Here is an 18,943-nt window from a genome sequence, read left to right as displayed (position 1 = left end):
CCACCCCCGGTATCACCCTCATGCTGTCCTCGCCGGTCACCGCGGTGGCCAGCACCTCGACCGGTGTTCAGGTCCAGCTCGTCAGCGGCCAGGTGCTCAAGGCCGACGCCGTGGTGGTGGCGACGCCGGTGAACGTGTGGAGGAGCATCCAGTTCAGCCCGGCGCTGCCCAGCGCTCACACCGCCGCCACCACCGAGGGCGTGGGCGTCGCTCTGCCGACCAAGATCTGGATGCATCTGAGCGGCAGCGTGGACGCGGTGTACGCGCAGGGCACCGAGAACTCCCCCCTGCCGCTGATGATCCCGCAACAGGAGCTGCCCGGTGGCGGCCGACTGATGATCGGCTTCGCCGGCTCGTCCCTGAACGTGGCGGACAAGGCGGCGGTGCAGGCGGCCGTGCGCACCTACATACCGGGCGCCACCATCGTCAGCTACTGCGCCCAGCAGTGGGGCGCCGACCGCTATTCCCGCGGCGGCTGGGGCCTGCGGCGTCCGACTCAGCTGCTGCGACAGCTGCCCGCGCTCCAGCAGCCGTACGGCCGTCTGGTCTTCGCGGGCTCCGACATCGCCTCCGGCTGGAACGGCGCCTTCATCGAAGGTGCGGTGGAGACGGGGCTGCGCGCGGCGCGGCAGGTGTCCGCCCTCGTCTGAGCCGTGTCCCCGGGCCTCCCGGCGGCCGGCCGGAACCGACAGCCGGAGCGCTTCCCCGCGCATCCTGCTGAAAAGAACGCTCTACTGATACCATTGACGGGGTGAAGATGAAGCCAACGGACGGTATGAGTGGATCGGCAGCCGCCGAGGAGCCGGTGCCCGCGACGCGGGAACGCATCATCCGCGCGGCCTCGCGGCTCATGCAACGCCAGGGCTACGACGGCACGGGCATCAAACAGATCTCGCAGGAGTCCCAGGCCACGCTCGGCTCCGTCTACCACTTCTTCCCCGGTGGCAAACAGGAGCTGGCCCTCGCGGCCATCAGCCGCGGGGACCAGGAGTTCGTCGAACTCCTGAGGTCCGCACTGGCCAGCGACCCCGACCCGGAGAGGGCGGTGATCGTGCTCACACGGAACCTGGCGGAGAGCCTGCGCGCCTCCGACTGGGCCGATGGCTGCCCGATCACCACCACCGCCCTGGGCACCGTGGGCCGGCTGCCGGACATCCAGGCGGCCGCGGCGGACGCCTTCGCCCGTTGGCGCGGCGTCGTCTTCGACCGGCTCCTGGAATCCGGTATCGGCGAGAGCGACGCCCGCGACCTCGCCCACACGGTGATCAGTACGCTGGAGGGCGCGGAACTGGCCGCCCAGGTCTCCCGCAGCAGCCGGCCCCTGGAGGTGGCGGGCCAGCACCTGTCCCGCCTGATCGTTTCCTACCGTTAGGACGATTGTCCTGCGGAACGGCCTCGTCGGCCGGTGCCACTGCGGCACCGGCCGACGAGGCCGTGTCCCCACGGAGGGTGCCCCTATGTGTTTGGTCAAGGTCGAAGGCAAGCAGGTTCGTGTGGTTGAGGGCGGGCCGAACCGTAGGGGTGTGCATGGGTGATAGCCAGGTCACGATTAAGCTCACGAGTGACGAGGCACTGGTGCTGTCGCACTGGCTGGAGAAGCTCCAGATGACGGACCTCAGCCAGGTTGTCGACGATCCGGCGGTTTGGGCGCCGATCCATCGGATCGCCGGAACGCTCGACAAGACGCTTCCTGAGCTGTTCGCGTCCGACTATGACGAGCGGCTTGAGGCGGCTCGTCAGAGGCTTCGGCCGGAAGACTGACCGGGGGCTGCACTCCTCACCTGGCCGCAGCCGGTTGGGGTTCGTAGAAGGTTCCGTCGCGGAGCATCGCGAAGAGAACGTCGGCCCGGCGTCTGGCGAGGCAGAGCAGGGCCTGGGTGTGGTGCTTGCCCTGAGCGATCTTCTTGTCGTAGTAGGCCCGCGAGGCCGGGTCGCTCAGAGCGGCGAACGCGGAGAGGAAGAAGGCCCGTTTGAGCTGCTTGTTTCCCCTCCTGGACGGTTGTTCGCCGCAGATCGAGGAGCCTGAGCTCCGGGTTGCCGGGGCGAGCCCTGCGTAGGCGGCGAGATGGCCGGCGGTTGGGAAGGTGCTGCCGTCGCCGACCTCGATCAGGATCCGGGCTCCGGTCCTGACGCCGATGCCCGGCATCGAGGTCAGGACCTTGGAAAGAGGGTGGGCGTCCAGGAGTTCCTCGATCCTTGTGGCCAGCGGTTTGCGTTGGTCGAGGACGGCGGTGAGCGAGGCTCGGGGCGATCAGTGCGGCCGCCTCGGTCCCCGGGACGGTGACGGTCTGCTCGTCCAGGGCGGTGAAGATGTCCTCGACCAGTCGCTCGGCCATCCACGGGGCCTTCGTTCGCGGCAGGGTGACCAGGCGCCGTCTGCCAGCTTTGCGTATCTGTGCCGGTGAGCCGAACCGTTCCAGCAGGGTGAGAACGGCCGGGTGCTGCAACCGCGGTCCCAGGACCCGTTCCAGCGAGGGATGGATCTGGGTCAGCAGGCCGTGCAGCCGGTTCGCGACTCGGGTGGCTTCGCCGGCCAGATCGTCGTCGAACCCGGCGATCATCTCCAGCTCGGCGATCGTCTCGCCCTCGCCGTCGATGGCCCGCAGCGTGTGCGGCATGGCTCGGGCCGCGTCCGCGATGATGAACGCGTCCTTCGCGTCAGTCTTCGCCTCGCCGGGGTAGAGGTCGGCGATCCGCCGCATCGTCAGCCCTGGCAGATAGGCGACCGGACAGCCCATGTCCCTCGCGACCGCCAGTGGCAGGGCGCCGATCGAGGCCGGCTGGTCGACCACGACCAGCACGGTGCCGTGCTTGGCCTGCAGTTTCGCGAACAGCTCACGCAGCTTGGGCTCGGTGTTGGGCAGGCGCTTGTCGAACGCCTTCTTTCCGGCTGGGGTAACGGCGGTGGCGTGGTGTTCGCCCTTGCCGACGTCCAGGCCGAGGAAGACGTCGATGCCGCCGGTGTCGATCACGTGCAGGCCCCTCCATCACGCTTTCGTCCGGCCATGCCAGGGCATCGAGCTGCCACATCCACGTTACGGAGAGCTCTTCCGGTCTTGGGTGAAGCCGGTGCTCAAGCCCCTCATCAGCGGTCCGTCGATGCCTCCGGGCCCGGTGACACCACCCCCGGATCATCAACAACAGGAGGGGGAAGTCATGCCGGACCCGAAGGCCGGAGGCCCCATTGCGGAGCCAACGAAGACGGTAACGGGGGGGCGGAGGCGGTGGTCTGGATTACCGGGGTCTAGTTACTGGCGGCGGACCGCAGTAACTCCACCAGGTGTTCGGTGGTGATGCGTTCGGGGTGGTCCAGGGTCACCGTGGTCGCGTGCTGCCGCCCGCCGGCCCACGACGGCCGGCGCAGCAGCAGTTCCGGGCCCGCGACGGCGACCACGAACAGCCGGCACGGCCGGGCGGAGTTGGCGAACTCCTCGATGGCCTCCAGCACCCGGTCCGAGGCCCAGTGCAGGTCCTCCAGGGCCAGGACGACCGGTTTTCGGCGCGCCACCTCCTGGAAGAAGGTGTGCCAGGCGTGCAGGATGTCGGCGAGCCGGTCGTCGTCGGTGGTGCCGTCGGCCGGTTCCGGCGCCCCGCCGACCAGCGGCGCGAGCCGGGACACCCTCGACTCCACGTCCAGCTCCGACCGGAACAGCGGTCGCACCTTGCGCACCAGGGCGGCCGTGCCGTCCTCGCCGGGGCGGACGCCGCAGTAGGCGGACAGCATCTCCGCCTGCGCACGCAGCGAGTCGTCGTCGGGCGCCGACGGCGTGCGCCCGGTCAGGAACAGCACCGCGTCCGGCTGGTGCGCGGTCTACCTGCGGAAGTCGTCCAGCAGTCGGCTCTTGCCGCTGCTCGCCTCGCCGAGAACGGTGACCAGGTGCGGCACCGACCGGTGCCAGGTCCGCCGCACCAGACCGCACAGCACGTCGAGTTCCCAGGTCTGTCCCGCGCCCTGGCCATCCGGCCGGTCGGCGGTGGACCGCCGGCGCTCCGTCGCCCGCCACAGGTGGGGCGTCTCCTCCAGCTTTCGGTAGGTGATGGTGTCGACGGTGGCGTGGCACACCTTCTCGTGGACCCAGACCTCGCCGGTGGGCACGGCGGAGAGCAGCGCGTGGCACTCGTCCAGGGCGGTGCCGACGACCGTCGGCGCGTCGCCGGGGTCACCGTAGCGAAGCAGCACGTCGCCCGCCGTCACGGCGGCGTTCACTGCCAGCTGGGAGGGTTCCGCACCGATGTCGAGCATCTCGCGGATGGCGAGCGCGGCGAGCACGGCCCGGCTCAGATCCTCCTCCGCCGGGTTGTCGAGGCCGAACAGCGCCAGCGAAACCGACCCGATGGACGCCGTCACCTTGCCGCCGAACCGCTCGATCTGCTCCCGCACCATCAGGCTGGTGCCGTCCAGGAGGTCGTCGAGGTTCTCCTGGGCACCGCCGCCCAGCGAGGGTGCCAGCCGAGTGCGCACGGCCAGGATGCCGACGCTGTGGCGGGCGGGGTCGGTGGGGCGCGGTGCCGGAGTGCGGGCGAGCGCCGGGCGGGGCGGTGCGGTGGGGGCGGGCGTGGTGGTGATCACGCCCCCGTGGACGCTCTCACGGGCCCCCGCCTCGCCGCCGGGGCCGGGCAGCGGACTGCCCCGTCCGGGGGAGAGCGACAGGTCCTGGGTGAGAATCGCCTGCTGGAGGTCCTGCAGTTCGCGGGCCGGCTCCAGCCCCAGGTTCTCGACGAGTTCGGCCCGTACCCGGGTGTAGGCGTTGAGGGCGTCGGCCTGCCGCCCGCACCGGTACAGGGCGAGCATCAGCTGGCCGCAGGACCTCTCCCGCAGCGGTTCGGCCTGCACCATGGTCTCCAGCTCGGACATGATCTCGTAGTGGCGCCCGCAGGCCAGCTGGGCGTCGAAGTAGTCCTCCATGACGTTGAGCCGCGTCTTCTCCAGCGCGGCCAGTTCCGGCCAGTCGATGCCGGCCTCCACCAGATCGGCCAGGGCGGGCCCGCGCCACAGGGCGAGCGTCTCGCGCAGCAGGGCCGCCGCCTGCTCCGGCGCACCCTGCGTCCGCTTTTCCCGCCCCTGGGCCACCTGCCGGTGGAAGCGGTGCACGTCCACGTGCTCGGGCGCCACGCGCATCATGTAGCCGGCGGGCTGGGTGAGCAGGGCCGGCCGGGTCTGGGCGTAGGTGTCGGGCAGCGAGGAGGCGGACCGGGGGGGACAGGAACCCGCGAATGCCGTACACCGCGTTCTGCAGGATCTTGCGTGCCGTCGTGGGCGCCTCGTCGATGCCCCACAGCGCGTTCAGCGACTGGCTGACGGGTACCACCCGGTTGGTCTGCAGCAACAGGAACCCGAGGGTGGCCCGTTGCTTGGTGCCGCGGAGCACCACCGGTTTGTTCTGATCGGTCACTTCCAGCGGACCCAGTACGCGGAATTGCATGGCTTCCCCCTTGGGTACAGCACGGATGTCCACACGGTGGCTCGGACCGGGACCGAGCCGTCGGATGACGGCCCCGGTCACCAGCAGGAGCTCGGACGCCATAGTCCGGCCCCTCGGTCTCGGTGGGCGCAAGGACGGTCAAAGCCGGTCCAAAGGTGGTGGGCCTGTGCCGCCCGCGGCTCCTGGACGGCCCTGACGCACGGCGTTGCGCGCATGGGCGAGGTCGTCGACGACGGGTGGGGTACGGCGGTCAGGCGGCCTCGCGGGCCGCCCGGCGCAGCTCGGTGGCAGAGGCTTGGCCGAGGATCTCCGCGTGCAGCCGTCTCGGCTCGGCGGAGGGTTCCAGGCCCAGCTCGGCGCGGAGGACGGCGTACAGGTTGCGGTAGGCCCGCAGTGCCTCGGCCCGGCGGCCCACCTGGTGCAGCGCCTGGATGAGCTGGCCGTGGAACCATTCGTGCAACGGGTACTCCTCGACCAGGGCGCGCAGGTCGGGCAGCATGTGCCGGAACCGGCCCCGTGCCGCGCCGATCTCCACGCGTAGTTCCAGGGCACGGATGCGCAGTTCCTCCAGGCAGACGGTGCGGCCCGCGAGGACCGAGCCGACCGGCAGGTTGCTCAGCAGCGGCCCGCGCCACAGGTTCAGGGCCTGGGTGACATGGTGGGAGGCCGCGTCGAGGAGTTGGGCGTCCCGTTCGCCCTGCGCGCGGCGGACGAGGACTTCGAAGACGCGGGCGTCGACGTCGTCGTCCACGTCGAGCCGGTAGCCCGGGCCGTCGGTCACCAGCAGTGGGCGGCCGGGCGGGCAGGGGAGGTCGGCCAGCATCCTGCGCGCGTGGTACACGTGCGTCTGCAGGGTCCGGAGGGCACCGGCCGGGGGGCGTCGCCCCACAGCTCGCGGACGAGGGTGCCGGCGGCGACCGGGGTGCGCGGCTGGAGCGCGAGGACGGCCAGGAGCCGGGAGACCTTGGGGGCTCTGGGCGCGTGTACCCTTCCGTCGTCGGTGACGACTTCGAAAGGTCCGCTGAGCCTGAACTTCACAACTCACGCTCCTGTTCCGGTACGGCCGGTGCTCATGTCGGGGACCAGGTTGGGTTTCCGCAGAATCGGTGCGGCGGGAGACGGGTGTGGGGGCGCGTTCCGGGGCCGGGGTCTGCCGTCCGGCCGGCCGCGGCACGGGGTCACGCGGGGCGGGGACGTGGTGGGCCCACGGCCGATCTGTGCACGACGGTCAGGAGATGGGCCGCGGAGACGAGGGTGAGGCGGCGGTGGCAGCCGCCGTAGGACCGCCCGGCGTAGTCGCGCAGACCGAGCGGTTCGGTGAGGTCGGCCGTGTCCTGCCGGATGCGGTCCCGCAGTCGGGTGAGGCGGACCAGCGCCGGCAGGGGCAGGGAGCGGATGTTGGTCAGCCACAGCGCGCGGGGCCGCCGCGCGCTCTCCCACTCCCCGAGCAGCAGCAGCCCGGGGGAGGGACGGCCGGTGACGACCGGGACGGCCACCGCTGTCACGGGGGCGCCGCGCAGGCGGACGGGGCGCCGCAGCCCGCTCAGCGCATCGGCGACTTCGGCGGCCGTGCGCGCCGGGGCGTCGTGCCGTGGGGGCAGGCCCCGGTGGACCCGCAGCGCGGTGCCGGGGGTGGTCCGGATGAGGAAACGATACCCGTGCCGCCCGAGCCGATGGGCGAGGGCGGGAGCGTCGAGCACATCGGCGTCGACGACGACGGGGCCTTCCCAGGGCGGCAGCAGGCCGGTGGCGCCGGTAACCGCGTCCAGGAGGTGCGGGTCGCCGGCCGCCGTCGGGGCGCGGCCGGACAGACATCCGCCGGCCGTGCCGCCGAACCGTCGCAGCGGCATCAGGCACCAGTCCACGGGAACGGTTCCCGCAGCCGACGTCAGCCAGGCCCCCAGCGCCTGCGGACCCGGCCCCTGCGGGCGGGCCGCGCGCTCGAGGAGGGCGGGGGCGGCCACCAGGGCCCGCGGCGACAGCGTCCGCAGTGCGTACCGGGCGAGGGCTCGCCGCACCGGCCGCCAGTCCCACGGGGACGCGGTGATGAAGTGGTGCACCCGCTGGGCGGCCGCAGTGCCGCCCCACTGGGCGCCTACGGCCCGTAAGGTCTTCGGTCCCGGTGCGTCCAGCAGGGATCGCACATAACGCCCGGCCTTGGGCCGGTACCCGCTGCGCATCAGGGAGGCGAACAGGTCATCGCCCGCTTCGTCGATCAGTGATGCCGGTACGTACGGTCCCCGTTCCGTACGCGCATGCGCTTCTGCATGCCACATTGCTGAGCCCCCCACAGCATCGCCTGACGCCGACTAGAACGAACGCCCTTTTCAGCCAGCGTCCGGTCAGGTCTCAAGAAACCATCAGCACAGTTGTTTGTACAGCTTGAAACGATCTTTAATGTGGAACAAAAGCGGTCGAACCGGGGTGCGATTCACTGGAATATGTCCGGATCTCCACTGGTGAGGGATGGGGATCAGTCAAGAACACAAAAAATCATGCGTAGGACTAGAGCGACCATCCAACTACGGACGGCAGCTCCACGACGGCGCACGCGACACCGCCCGCGTCCCCGCCGACCAGCACGAGCGTCTCGCGGCGCCGGGCTTCAGCCTGCTCCAACCGCCCTTTCAACGCACCGAGTTGCTCATCGCGTGAAGGCTCGCTTTCGGTCGGAGGCGGCAGGAACCGTACGGTGTCGTCCGTCGCGCGCCCGCAGGCGGCCAGCGCCTGTCGCGTCACCTCGCGCTGTCGCTCCCCGAGTCCGGCCGCCACGGCCGCGTCAGGGCGATCACCTCCCCTGCGTCGGCGGGGCGTCCGCCGCTCGGGCACGCGCCAGGCGAGGTCGGAGCGGAGGAGGGATCCGTGGGGCGGGCCGCCCAGCAGGGCGGTCGCCAGCACGCGCGCCACGCCCGCCGACGCCGTCAGCACGAGCCCGGTCGCCTGCCTCGCGGAAGGCCGGCCGGGGAGCGCCGGACCTCTGCCCTCGGTGGTGACCAGGGCTGTCAGCGACGTCGGGGCCCGCCCCGACACGTACTGCGCCGCCAGGTGCAGTGCCACCAGCGGGCCGCCGGCCGGCCGCCGCACCTCCCAGGCGGTGGCTCGCGGACACCCGAGTCCGCGCACCACCGCGGCGGCGGTGCCGTCCGGCCCACCCGCGTCCCCGGCAGGGGCGTGGATGACGAGGTCCAGTTCTCCCTCCGGCACACCCGACTGCCGCCGCGCGGCACGGGCGGCACTCAGCAAGGCGTCCTCGTCACCCGCCCCGGCTCCGCCGGCCGACCTCCGCCGGCCGGCGCCGCGGCGTCCCGCTTCCGTCACTCGGATGTACGGCGGCGGCGCACCCGTCGAGGTGGCCACCGCACCGATCCACACGTCGGGCCAGACGGTGACCTCCGCACCGTGCAGCTCGGGGGAGAACGTCACTGCCACGGGCCACCCGGCCCCGACGGCACGTCGCCCGGGGCGGCGGAGGATCCGGTCCGCGCCCCGCCGCCCGCGCTCGGGAACCCGGCGTGCGCCGGCTGCCGACCCGGTGCGGCGAGCGCGGCGGTGATGGTCCGGCCGACGGCGTCGATGTGGTCGTTCAGGTAGAAGTGCCCGCCGGCGAAGACCCGGAACTCGGTGCCCGAGGCGGTGAAGCCCTCCCAGGCGGCTGCCTCGGCGACGGTCACCACGGGGTCGCTGTCCCCGACCAGCACGGTGAACGGAACGTCCAGGCGGGGCCCGGGGACCCAGCGGTAGTCGGCGAGGGCACGATAGTCCGCCCGCAACGCCGGCAGGACCATGTCCCGCACCTCCGAATCGTCCAGCAGATCGGGTGCGGTGCCACCCAACCGGGCCGCGGTCGCGATCAGTTCGCCGTCCGTGCGGAGCCCGTCGTGCGGGCTGGGCTCGGCGGAGGGCGCGCCCCGCCCGGACAGGAACAGCCGCACCGGGGCGGGCTCGCCGCCCGCCCGCAGGCGGCGGGCCGTCTCATAGGCGACGATGGCACCCATGCTGTGCCCGAAGAAGGCGTATGGCTCCGGGACGTGCCGGGTCACCTCCTCGGCGATGGTGCCGGCGAGCCGTCCGACGTCCGGCACCGGCTCCTGCCGCCGCCGGTCCTGCCGCCCCGGGTACTGCACGCTCAGCACCTCGCACACGGGCGCCAGGAGCCGGGCGAACGGCACGAAGGCGCTGGCCGAGCCACCGGCGTGCGGGAAGCAGACCAGCCGTACCCGTGGGCCTGTACCGCCGGACGCCAACCCGGCCGGGGCGTACGTTCGGAACCACTCGCTGCCCAATTCGATTCTCCTGCCTCGCATTCCGACGTGGTGGCTGCCGAGCCACGTCCCCATGCTGCGGGCGGCGACTCAAAGCGCGGCCAAACACCGCACAAAGCGGCCCGGCGACTGCCGGGAAAGTGACATTCGCGTCCGCCCCCGTTTGCCCCGCGCACCGGTCGCGGACGACGATCCTGCCACCGAGCGGGGCGCGCGACGCGCCGCCCCGCTCCTCCCGGGCCGTCACGCGTGAGGGGTGCTCAGTGACGGAAAACCCTCCCCGGGGCCACCGGCCGGGCCGTTGCCTCATCGCACGGGCACCGGCCCGGCCACCCGCCACCGAACGACCGCGCGGGTGTCCGGGCCGACTGTCCGGCGTCGGTACCGCCTGCGCCCTCATCCGCTACCGCCGGCTCGTCGAACGAGACGCCCCGTCACGGGAGGACGACGTCGCGGCCGGGACCGCCTTCGAGGACGTCCTTTCCGGTGCCACCGCAGACGAGGTCGTCGCCGCCCTCGCCGTCCAGTGTGTCGTCACCGGGGCCGCCGAGGAGGATGTCGCGGCCGTCCCCGCCCATGGCGTGGTCGTCGCCGGGGCCGGCGTGCACGGTGTCGTCACCGCCGTAGCCTTCGATCATGTCGTCGCCACGGCCGCCCCACATCCGCTGGTTGCCGCTGTCGCCCATCAGGTGGTCCATGCCGTCGCCGCCGTGCAGGGTCGCGGGCCCCATGACCATGTCGTTCCCCGCGCCGCCCAGCACCGTGCGTGCGGTGTGGGCGTGCAGTTCGTCGTCGCCGGGGCCGCCGCTGACGGTGCCGATCCCGGGGGTGAAGGCGGCGATCGTGTCGTTGCCGTCGCCGAGAAGGACGTCGATCCGGTCGGGCCGGGGGCTGTCGGCGGGCAGTTCGCAGACGACGGAGGTGGTGTCCTCGGGCCTGGAGTACGCACAGTGGTCGCCCGGTTCGAGCGGGACCACGTCGCTGAAGCCGATCCGCCGGATCCCGTCGCTGGTGTACATGGAGAATACGTTGAGGTTGTTGGCCTGTCCCGCGGCGGCGGTGAAGACGATCGACTGGGTTTCCCAGTCGGCTCCGACGCGGGCCTTCGCCTCGGCGGCGGTGGCGGCGGCTGCCGGGCCGACGGCGAGGCCGGCGGTTAACAGGGTCGCGGCGACCGCGCCGACGGTGGCTCGGGTTCGGTTCATGAGACCTCATCTCGGTGGAGTGACGGTGGGCCGACCCGCTCGGCGTGGTGCTGCCTTACGGCCGGGCGGGTACGGCCGTAAGGCAGTCTCCCCTGCCGGTCCGGATCCGCAAGACCGCTGACTGACGCGGCGCCGCGGTAAGCCGGTGTCCCTCGGGTGTGACGGTTGCACTTCTTTCGCCATAGATGTTCCCTGTATCGCCGTGACGGGGCTCGCCGGCCCGATTCCGTTTCAGCGGAGGTGGATCGACCGACACAATCGGTGGTTGGGATTGCCGGAGAAGCGGAAGGCGGCTGCCCGGGTGCGGGCGGAGGGGCTTCGCCCTCGGGCGGAAGCCGTGCCGGAGCGTCGGGTGATCGACCGGGAGGAACTCGTCGAGGTCCTGGCAGCTCCGGACGAGGCGGGAGCGCCCGCTGCGGGTGCGCGGGGCGGTGCCGGCGGTGGCCGAGGAGACCCTTGGCGCGAGGAGGCTGCCATGTCGCACCGGCACGAGGCGGCTTCCGGTCCCGGGAACGGTTCCGGCTCCCGGCTTTCGGCAGATTCCCTGCTCGTTGCCCGCCCCTGTGATCAACTCCGTCTGTTTCATTGACATTTCACTCAGGAGTCGTACCGTTGGGAGCGCTCCCATAGTCTTCGTAACTGGAAGGAGTTCCCCCCACATGCGCAAACAGAACCCATTAGCCAGGCGTTCCCGGTCGGCTCTCCGCCGGCCTCTCCAGGCGCTCGTCATGCTGTTCGCCCTGGTCGCCGGCGCACTGACCTGGTCGGCCCCCGCCCAGGCTCACGGCAGCATCGTCGACCCCGCCTCCCGCGCGTACCAGTGCTGGAAGACGTGGGGCAGCAACCACATGGACCCGGCCATGCAGACCGAGGACCCCATGTGTTACCAGGCGTTCCAGGCCAATCCTGACACCATGTGGAACTGGATGAGCGCGCTCCGCGACGGTCTCGGCGGCCAGTTCCAGGCGCGGACCCCCGACGGGACGCTCTGCAGTAACAACCTCTCGAGGAACGCCAGCCTGAACAGGCCCGGGCAGTGGAAGACGACCAACGTCGGCAACAACTTCACGGTCCAGCTGCACGACCAGGCGTCCCACGGTGCCGACTACTTCAAGGTCTATGTGAGCAAGCAGGGCTTCAACCCCAAGACCCAGACCCTGGGCTGGGGCGACCTCGACTTCATCACGCAGACCGGCCGCTTCGCCCCGGCGCAGGACATCCGGTTCAACGTCAACACCTCCGGCTACAGCGGACACCACATCCTGTTCGTGATCTGGCAGGCCTCGCACCTCGACCAGGCCTACATGTGGTGCAGCGACGTGAACTTCGGCTGAGCCGGAGAGCGCCGCACACAGCACCCATCCGGGCCGGGCGCCGGTGATCCGCCGCCCGGCCGACCGAGCCCCGCCGGGGCAGGGGACCCGTTCGGTCACCCTGTCCCGGCGGGGCTCCCCGCGCTCCCTCCCCGGACACGGCCCGCGTCCGGGGAGGGACGGCCGTATGCGGGGAGCCGTGCCGACGGGGACGGCCGCGGCCGGCGAACGGCGGGGCCACGCCCACCGGCACCACCCCGGCCCCGTTCTCCCCGCTGGGGTTCCACCCGGGCCTGGTCGAGCCGGCGGCCACCGCTGTGACCCCTCCTGAGCGGCCTGCGGACTCGCTGCGGAACCGCTGCGGAACCGGCTGAGAAGCGTTCCGCGACCCGACTTCGCCCGGTATCCCGTCCGAGACCCTTGCCGCGGCCTGCCGGAGACCGGACGCCGCCTTCCGGTAGGGCCCTGGGGATGTTCCGTCGTCAAGGGCGGCGCGTGCGAGAGGTGTTGACGTCGTCCGCCGGTTCCCTATCATTCAGATTGCTCGACACTTCGACCATCGTTCGTTATTTCGAACACACCGGAGGTGCTCACCGCACAACGGGCATCTCCGGGTCGCGCCCCCCACGAACGCCGAGCCGCAAGGAGCCTGGCGCATGCGTATGCCACGGCCTCGTGAACCCTTCTTCCGCCGCATGCCTGCGACCACCGACCGGTCTCGCCGCCGGCGCGGTCCTCCCGCGCCGAGTACGGCCTTGGACGGGTTCCGTGGCCATGCCGGAGGGGCTGGGCGTCGTCGCCGCACCACCGTTTGAGCGGCAGGACATCCCACCGGCCGACCCGGCTCCCCCGGCGGTCACGCCCGGGCCCGCCCTCGGGACCGCACGCACACCGCACGCACACCGGCAGTCCGGCCGGCCTCCGGCGAGGCCGACCGGAACCATCCACTCAAGGTTGGGGAAGTCCCCGTGTACAGAGGAAGTTCCATCCGCAGGCGTCCGTCCGCGGCGCTCGCCGCCGCGGTCGCGGCCCTGGCCGCGCTGGCGGCGATGCTCGCCGCCCCATCGGCCCATGCCGCCGACAGCGGCGCCCTGCGCGGCGTCGGTTCGAACCGCTGCCTCGACGTGCTGGGCGCCGACCAGGCCGACGGCACACAACTGCAGATCTACGACTGCTGGGGCGGGAGCAACCAGCAGTGGACGCTGACGGACGACAACCGGCTGACCGTGTACGGCGACAAGTGCCTGGACGTCCCCGGCCACGCCACCGAGGCCGGCACCCGGGTGCAGATCTGGACCTGCTCCGGCGGTGCGAACCAGCAGTGGCGGGTGAACTCCGACGGCACGATCGTCGGCGTGGAGTCCGGGCTGTGCCTGGAGGCCGCGGGCGCGGGGACGGCCAACGGCACGGCGGTGCAGATCTGGACGTGCAACGGCGGCGACAACCAGAAGTGGACGGGCCTGTCCGGGACACCGCCGACGGACGGCACGTGCTCCCTGCCCTCGACGTACCGGTGGACGTCGACGGGTGCGCTGGCGCAGCCGGCCCACGGGTGGGCCGCGGTGAAGGACTTCACCGCCGTGAAGCACAACGGCAGGTACCTGGTCTACGGGACGAACTACTCGGGGTCGTACGGCTCGATGATGTTCAGCCCCTTCACCAACTGGTCGGACATGGCGTCGGCCGGCCAGCGGGGGATGAACCAGGCCGCGGTGGCGCCCACGCTGTTCTACTTCGCGCCCAGGAACATCTGGGTGCTGGCGTACCAGTGGGGTCAGTGGCCCTTCATCTACCGCACGTCGAGCGACCCCGCCGACCCCAACGGCTGGTCCTCCCCACAGCCGCTGTTCACCGGGAGCATCTCCGGCTCCGACACCGGCCCGATCGACCAGACCCTGATCGCCGACGACAAGAACATGTACCTGTTCTTCGCCGGTGACAACGGCAAGATCTACCGGGCGAGCATGCCGCTCGGGAACTTCCCGGGCAGCTTCGGCTCCTCGTACACGACGATCATGAGCGACACGAAGGCCAACCTGTTCGAGGGCGTACAGGTCTACAAGGTCAAGGGCCAGAACCAGTACCTCATGATCGTCGAGGCGATGGGCGCGAACGGGCGCTACTTCCGCTCCTTCACGGCCTCCAGCCTGAACGGCTCGTGGACCCCGCAGGCCACCAGTGAGAGCAACCCCTTCGCGGGCAAGGCCAACAGCGGCGCCACCTGGACCAACGACATCAGCCACGGTGACCTGGTCCGCGAGAACCCCGACCAGACCATGACCATCGACCCCTGCAACCTGCGGTTCCTCTACCAGGGCAAGGACCCGGCCGCGGGCGGCGACTACAACCGGCTGCCGTGGCGGCCGGGCGTCCTCACCCTGCGGCGCTGACCTCCCGTTCCCCGGTGAGCGCGTGATGCGGTGCGGTCCGCGACGTGGGTGACCCCGCTCGCCGACCGGCACCCACCACCGCGAGGAGCCCCGGCCGGGGACGCCGTGCCGGCCCCCCCTCACGCCGGGAGTACCGCCCCCACCGGCGCCGGACCGCCGTCCGAGGGGAAAGGCCGCCGCGTCCGCGTCGCGGACGCGGCGGCCCGTCGGCTCAGCCCTGTTCCGTGCCCGGATATCCGCGCCGGCCTCGGCCGTGGCTCCAGAACCCCGCCATGTGTACGAGCCGACCACACGGGCGGCGGTGCCCGACGGCCCGCAGGGCACCGGCCTCGCGTCGCGATGGGCACCGCGGACCGAGACCGGGAGCCGGGTGCCCGGGGAGCGGAGGCGCTTGCCGGCTATCGGCCGGCCGCGAGATTCCGGTTGATCCTCTCGTGCAGCGCGATACCGAGGGAGACGGACACGTTGAGGGACTCGGTCGTGCCGGCCATGGGGATCGATACCGAGGCGGAGGACGAATTCTCGAAAACCTCGGAAGGCCCGCCCTTCTCACTGCCGAACAGCAGGGCCAGCCGATCGGGGATCTCCCCGAGTTCCTTGACGGAGAGGTCGCCTCCCGCGCTGAGCGTCATCATCCGCATTCCGCTGTCCCGGATGAAGTCGATGGCCTCCTCGCGGCCGGAGAGGACGACGGGGAGCGAGAAGACGTAGCCCCGGCTGGCCCTCTGCAGGCGCCGGTCCGCGATGCTCGTGATGTCGCTGTCGACCAGGATGATCCCCGACGCCCCGAGCGCCAGCGACGTTCGCACTATCGCGCCGATGTTCCCGACGATCTTCACCCCGTCGAGAACGACGACATCCCCGTTCCGGCTCTCGATGTCGCTGAACCGCGCCGGTCGGGGAACGCGTGCGATACCGAACGCCTTGGCCTTCCTCTCCCCCTTGAACAGCTTGTTGACGATCGACGAGTCGATGAGGCGGACCGGTACGTCCCGCCGCCCGCACAGCTCCAGCAACTCGGGCGGGAAGGGCGTGCCGTCGCTGCCGTACACCTCGATGAACTCCACACCCGCCGAGATGCAGTGCATGAGGGGCTCGGTGTCCTCGATCAGTGTCGTCTTTATGCTGGATCGGGAAGGCTTGGTGACGTCGATGATCCGCTGCACCGCGGGATCGGACGGATTGGTGATGGTGTCCAACTCAGTCATGGTCGTCCTGCCGGCTGCTGTGTTCGATGGCGCGATTTTCTGGGGTGTGAAGCCCTGCGTGACGACGGCCCGCGAATGACTGCGGCGACCGGGTATTGCATACGCAAGGGGAATTCGCTGCTGTCCGGAGGATTCCCCACTTTCCCGCCCGAGGCCCGCGCGGCTTTTTTCCCGCGCGCCGCGTATTCGCCCGGATCATACATTCCGCGTGCCGCGTCGAGCCAGTACGGTTCACGGTAGCAAGGTCCTGTTCGCCCCGCGAGCGGCTCAGGCCGCCGCGGGCGCCGCCGGATTCCCGGTGCGCGGCGGACCGTTCCCGCGCCGCCGCGCCCGCGCCCGTCAGGCGTCGGCCGTCGGGGCGTGGCCAGGGCCGGAACCGGGGCCGGGACCGTCGGCGTGAGCGTGCGCGAGCGCCGCCAGCTCCTCCGGGGTACGGGGGCCGGTGGCGGCGCCGGGGACCAGGCCCCGCGCCCGCAGCAGCCGTTCCACCGCGATGCCCCAGGGCAGCCGAAGCCCCGCCCGGTGGAGGAGGCCGGTGCGGGCCAGCATCGCGGCGGCCGGCCCGGTGTGGACCCCGTCCGGGGTGAGCAGCGCCGCGTCGTCGGCCCAGAGCAGGGCGAGGTCGACGTCGTGCGTGGCCATCACCACCGTCGTCCCGCCCTCGCGCAGCCCGTCCAGGGTGGCGAGCAGCCGCTCGCGGCCGTCCGGGTCGAGCCCCGCGGTCGGCTCGTCCAGGACCAGGACCTCCGGCCGCATCGCGACCGCCCCGGCGATCGCGGTCCGCTTGCGCTGGCCGTAGGAGAGCAGATGGGTGGGACGGTCGGCCAGGTGGCCGATGTCCAGGGCGGTCAGTGCCTCGTCGACCCGCGCCCGCACCTCGGCGTCCGGCAGCCCGAGGTTCAGCGGCCCGAAGGAGACGTCCTGGGCGACGGACGCGGCGAAGAGCTGGTCGTCGGGGTCCTGCACGACGAGCTGGACGGTCGTGCGCAGCCGGGTCAGCCCCTTGCGGTCGTAGGCGACGGACCGGCCCCCGAGGAGCAACTCGCCGGTGTCCGGACGCAGTCCGCCGCTCAGCAGCCGCATCAGCGTGGTCTTGCCGCTGCCGTTGCGGCCCAGCAGGGCGAGCGTGCGCCCCTCGCGCACCTCGAAGTCGAGGCCGCTGAGCACCGGCGGCCCGTCCTCGTAGGAGAAGGACGCCTTCCGCAGGGCCACGAGTGCCGGCTCGTTCACGTCAGCTGTCCTTCCAGGACGAAGGTGAGGGCGGTCACGGCGCCCAGGAGCGCGACGCTGCCGGAGGCGAAGCGGGCGGAGACGCCCGCCTCGGGCACCAGCACCCGCAGGGTGCCGTCGTAGCCCCGCCCGGCCAGCCCGTCCTGGAGCCGGGCGGCCCGGCCGAAGGCGCGTACGAACGCGGTGGCGCCGAGGGAGGCGAGGGAGCGCCAGGCCGCGGCCCGGGTGGTGTGCCCGAGCCGGGCGGCCTGCGCCTCGCGGACGCGGCGCACCGAATCCAGCAGCAGGAAGCTCATCCGGTACGTCACCAGGGCGACGTCCACGACCGGCGCGGGTACGCCGGCCCTCACCAGGCGGGGCAGCAGGTCGGACATCGGGGTGGTGAAGGCGAACAGCAGCACGCCCAGGGAGGCCGCCGAGGTGCGCAGCAGCAGCTCCCCGGCGCGGGCCGGGCCGTCGTCGGCGAGGGACAGCGGCCCCTCCGGACCGCCGACCTGGACGAGCAGCGCGGCCGCGCCGGTCACACAGAAACCCAGGGGCACCCGGCAGGCGCGCCACAGTCCGCGGCCGGGCACGCCCGCCGGGCCCAGCAGCACGGCGAGCGCGGTGAGGGCTGCCAGGGCCGCGCCCGGCCAGGGCGGCAGGAACAGCGCCAGCGCGGTGAGGCCGAAGCCGAGCACGGCCTTGTCCACGGGGTGGTGGCGGCGCCAGCGGTTGCCGTGCGCCGCCACGTCGATCGGCAGCACGGGCTCAGGCTCCCCGGGTCCCGGTCTCCCCGGCGCTTTCCGCGGTGCCCCCGGCTTCCTCCGGCCCCGCTCCCGATCGCGCCCCCGGCAGAGGCTCCGGCAGGGCCGCCGGCTGTGTCTCCCGCAGTGACCCGGCCCGCCGCTCGCCCTGGCGGCGCCCGCGGCGCAGGCCGAAGTAGTAGGCGAGAACGCCCGCGCCGAGCGCGGCCTGCAGGGCGAACAGCGCCGACTCCACCTCACCGGAGGGCGGCTCGTACAGCGGGGAGAACCACGGCTCGTAGTCCGGCTCGATCTCGGTGATCGCCGTCTCCGTCTCGGCGTCGGCGCCGGCGAACGGTTCCTCCTTGTGGTCGCCGAGGCCGAGGGCCAGCGGCAGGACCGCGAGGGCGGCCACGGCGAGCAGCAGCAGGGCGTCGATCCTCGTGTTCCCGCTCATCACGCCACCGCCCCGCTGCCGGACGCCTTGCGCTGCCCGGCCCGCCCGCCGGACACCAGCACGCCCAGCCGGGTCAGCTCACCCCGGCTGGACTGCACCAGCAGCCGCATCACGAACACCGTAAGAAGCCCCTCGCTCACCGCGAGGGGGATCTGCGTGAAGGCGAAGATGGAGCCGAACTTGCCGAGCGCGCCCCAGAATCCGCTGACCGGATCGGGGAACGCCAGCGCCAGCTGCGCGCTGGTGACGCAGTAGGTGGACAGGTCGGCGGCGAAGGCGCCGGAGAAGACGGCCGCCATCAGCGGCGCGCCGGACCGCCGCAGCAGCCGGTAGAGGGCGTATCCGGCCCAGGGGCCGGCGATCGCCATCGAGAAGGCGTTGGCGCCCAGCGTGGTCAGGCCGCCGTGCGCGAGCAGCAGAGCCTGGAACAGGAGCGTGATGGTGCCCAGCACCGCCATCATCGGCGGCCGGAACAGGATGGCCCCCAGTCCCGTGCCGGTGGGGTGCGAGCAGCTCCCGGTCACCGAGGGCAGCTTCAGGGCCGACAGGACGAACGTGAAGGCCCCGGAGGCGCCCAGGAGCAGGGTGCTCCCGGGGTGCTCCCTGACCTCACGGGTGAGACGGCGTACTCCGTGGACGATGAACGGAGCGGACGCGGCGCCCCAGGTGACCGCGTGCGCGGGGGGCAGGAAGCCCTCGGCTATGTGCATGACCGGACAGATCCTCTCCA

Annotated in this window: 17 protein-coding genes and 1 pseudogene; 5 read left to right on the top strand and 13 right to left on the bottom strand. The window is 71.9% G+C overall.

The window, feature by feature from the left end; genetic code table 11:
* The 3 genes from IQ279_RS24090 to IQ279_RS24080 form a co-directional block, all read left to right on the top strand.
* Nucleotides 1-650, top strand: a 650-nt coding sequence (locus IQ279_RS24090; RefSeq protein ID WP_206351371.1) for a flavin monoamine oxidase family protein, incomplete at its 5' end; no start/stop codon positions are given.
* 107 nt (nt 651-757) lie between these two features.
* Nucleotides 758-1,372: a TetR/AcrR family transcriptional regulator gene (locus IQ279_RS24085; protein WP_241028659.1), complete on the top strand. Its 615-nt coding sequence runs from the start codon at nt 758-760 to the stop codon at nt 1,370-1,372.
* A gap of 155 nt (nt 1,373-1,527) precedes the next feature.
* Nucleotides 1,528-1,761, top strand: a complete 234-nt coding sequence (locus IQ279_RS24080; RefSeq protein ID WP_206351369.1) for a hypothetical protein — start codon at nt 1,528-1,530, stop codon at nt 1,759-1,761.
* Between the two features lie 16 nt (nt 1,762-1,777).
* On the opposite strand, the pseudogene IQ279_RS24075 reads toward IQ279_RS24080, so the two are convergent.
* The 8 genes and pseudogenes from IQ279_RS24075 to IQ279_RS24040 form a co-directional block, all read right to left on the bottom strand.
* Nucleotides 1,778-2,972: pseudogene (locus IQ279_RS24075) on the bottom strand (IS110 family RNA-guided transposase).
* Between the two features lie 272 nt (nt 2,973-3,244).
* The gene (locus tag IQ279_RS24070) at nt 3,245-3,790 is read right to left on the bottom strand and encodes a hypothetical protein (RefSeq protein ID WP_206351367.1); all 546 of its coding nucleotides are present in this window, start codon (nt 3,788-3,790) and stop codon (nt 3,245-3,247) included.
* Between the two features lie 21 nt (nt 3,791-3,811).
* A complete protein-coding gene (locus tag IQ279_RS24065) occupies nt 3,812-5,113 on the bottom strand; it encodes a BTAD domain-containing putative transcriptional regulator (RefSeq protein ID WP_307792511.1) in 1,302 nt (433 codons plus the stop codon).
* A gap of 560 nt (nt 5,114-5,673) precedes the next feature.
* The gene (locus IQ279_RS24060) at nt 5,674-6,246 is read right to left on the bottom strand and encodes an AfsR/SARP family transcriptional regulator (protein ID WP_241028648.1); all 573 of its coding nucleotides are present in this window, start codon (nt 6,244-6,246) and stop codon (nt 5,674-5,676) included.
* A gap of 355 nt (nt 6,247-6,601) precedes the next feature.
* Nucleotides 6,602-7,603: a transposase gene (locus IQ279_RS24055; protein ID WP_206351365.1), complete on the bottom strand. Its 1,002-nt coding sequence runs from the start codon at nt 7,601-7,603 to the stop codon at nt 6,602-6,604.
* 325 nt (nt 7,604-7,928) lie between these two features.
* Entirely contained in the window at nt 7,929-8,852 is a 924-nt protein-coding gene (locus IQ279_RS24050) for a hypothetical protein (protein ID WP_206351363.1), read from the bottom strand.
* On the bottom strand, nt 8,843-9,706 hold the full coding sequence (locus tag IQ279_RS24045; RefSeq protein WP_241028647.1) for a thioesterase II family protein: 864 nt from the start codon (nt 9,704-9,706) through the stop codon (nt 8,843-8,845). Before IQ279_RS24045 ends, IQ279_RS24050 begins: the two co-directional genes overlap by 10 nt.
* A gap of 413 nt (nt 9,707-10,119) precedes the next feature.
* Nucleotides 10,120-10,890, bottom strand: coding sequence for a calcium-binding protein (locus IQ279_RS24040; protein WP_206351359.1), 771 nt, complete (start codon nt 10,888-10,890; stop codon nt 10,120-10,122).
* 659 nt (nt 10,891-11,549) lie between these two features.
* Between IQ279_RS24040 and IQ279_RS24035 the strand changes: the two genes are divergently transcribed.
* Entirely contained in the window at nt 11,550-12,224 is a 675-nt protein-coding gene (locus tag IQ279_RS24035; RefSeq protein ID WP_505011412.1) for a lytic polysaccharide monooxygenase auxiliary activity family 9 protein, read from the top strand.
* 947 nt (nt 12,225-13,171) lie between these two features.
* Nucleotides 13,172-14,593 (top strand): non-reducing end alpha-L-arabinofuranosidase family hydrolase, encoded by a 1,422-nt coding sequence (locus tag IQ279_RS24030; RefSeq protein ID WP_206351357.1) that lies wholly within the window; start codon nt 13,172-13,174, stop codon nt 14,591-14,593.
* Between the two features lie 398 nt (nt 14,594-14,991).
* On the opposite strand, the gene nshR is transcribed toward IQ279_RS24030, so the two are convergent.
* The 5 genes from nshR to IQ279_RS24005 form a co-directional block, all read right to left on the bottom strand.
* A complete protein-coding gene (gene nshR / locus IQ279_RS24025; RefSeq protein WP_206351355.1) occupies nt 14,992-15,801 on the bottom strand; it encodes an NshR/TsnR family 23S rRNA methyltransferase in 810 nt (269 codons plus the stop codon).
* Nucleotides 15,802-16,140: 339 nt separating this feature from the next.
* Nucleotides 16,141-17,031 carry an energy-coupling factor ABC transporter ATP-binding protein gene (locus tag IQ279_RS24020; protein ID WP_206351354.1) on the bottom strand — a complete coding sequence of 297 codons (891 nt, stop codon included), beginning with the start codon at nt 17,029-17,031 and terminating at the stop codon, nt 16,141-16,143.
* Nucleotides 17,028-17,777: a cobalt ECF transporter T component CbiQ gene (gene cbiQ, locus IQ279_RS24015; RefSeq protein WP_206351353.1), complete on the bottom strand. Its 750-nt coding sequence runs from the start codon at nt 17,775-17,777 to the stop codon at nt 17,028-17,030. Before cbiQ ends, IQ279_RS24020 begins: the two co-directional genes overlap by 4 nt.
* A gap of 4 nt (nt 17,778-17,781) precedes the next feature.
* Complete coding sequence (locus IQ279_RS24010) at nt 17,782-18,213, bottom strand: energy-coupling factor ABC transporter substrate-binding protein (protein WP_206351352.1); 432 nt, start codon at nt 18,211-18,213, stop codon at nt 17,782-17,784.
* Nucleotides 18,213-18,923 (bottom strand): energy-coupling factor ABC transporter permease, encoded by a 711-nt coding sequence (locus IQ279_RS24005; protein WP_206351351.1) that lies wholly within the window; start codon nt 18,921-18,923, stop codon nt 18,213-18,215. The genes IQ279_RS24010 and IQ279_RS24005 overlap by 1 nt, the downstream gene beginning before the upstream one ends.
* Nucleotides 18,924-18,943 lie beyond the last annotated feature (20 nt).

The sequence above is a fragment of the Streptomyces verrucosisporus genome (assembly GCF_017114865.1).
GTDB lineage: Bacteria > Actinomycetota > Actinomycetes > Streptomycetales > Streptomycetaceae > Streptomyces > Streptomyces fenghuangensis.
The sequence above is the reverse complement of the archived record's forward strand: the minus strand, read 5'-3'. Positions and strand labels throughout refer to the sequence as shown.

What these genes read in the sequence shown, in the direction of transcription:
- IQ279_RS24080 (WP_206351369.1), top strand. Translation starts at nt 1,528, where the DNA reads ATGGGTGATAGCCAGGTCACGATTAAGCTCACGAGTGACGAGGCACTG.
- IQ279_RS24055 (WP_206351365.1), bottom strand. Translation starts at nt 7,603, where the DNA reads ATGCGCAGCGGGTACCGGCCCAAGGCCGGGCGTTATGTGCGATCCCTG.
- IQ279_RS24085 (WP_241028659.1), top strand. Translation starts at nt 758, where the DNA reads ATGAAGCCAACGGACGGTATGAGTGGATCGGCAGCCGCCGAGGAGCCG.
- IQ279_RS24010 (WP_206351352.1), bottom strand. Translation starts at nt 18,213, where the DNA reads ATGAGCGGGAACACGAGGATCGACGCCCTGCTGCTGCTCGCCGTGGCC.
- nshR (WP_206351355.1), bottom strand. Translation starts at nt 15,801, where the DNA reads ATGACTGAGTTGGACACCATCACCAATCCGTCCGATCCCGCGGTGCAG.
- IQ279_RS24060 (WP_241028648.1), bottom strand. Translation starts at nt 6,246, where the DNA reads ATGCTGGCCGACCTCCCCTGCCCGCCCGGCCGCCCACTGCTGGTGACC.
- IQ279_RS24005 (WP_206351351.1), bottom strand. Translation starts at nt 18,923, where the DNA reads ATGCACATAGCCGAGGGCTTCCTGCCCCCCGCGCACGCGGTCACCTGG.
- IQ279_RS24040 (WP_206351359.1), bottom strand. Translation starts at nt 10,890, where the DNA reads ATGAACCGAACCCGAGCCACCGTCGGCGCGGTCGCCGCGACCCTGTTA.
- IQ279_RS24035 (WP_505011412.1), top strand. Translation starts at nt 11,550, where the DNA reads ATGCGCAAACAGAACCCATTAGCCAGGCGTTCCCGGTCGGCTCTCCGC.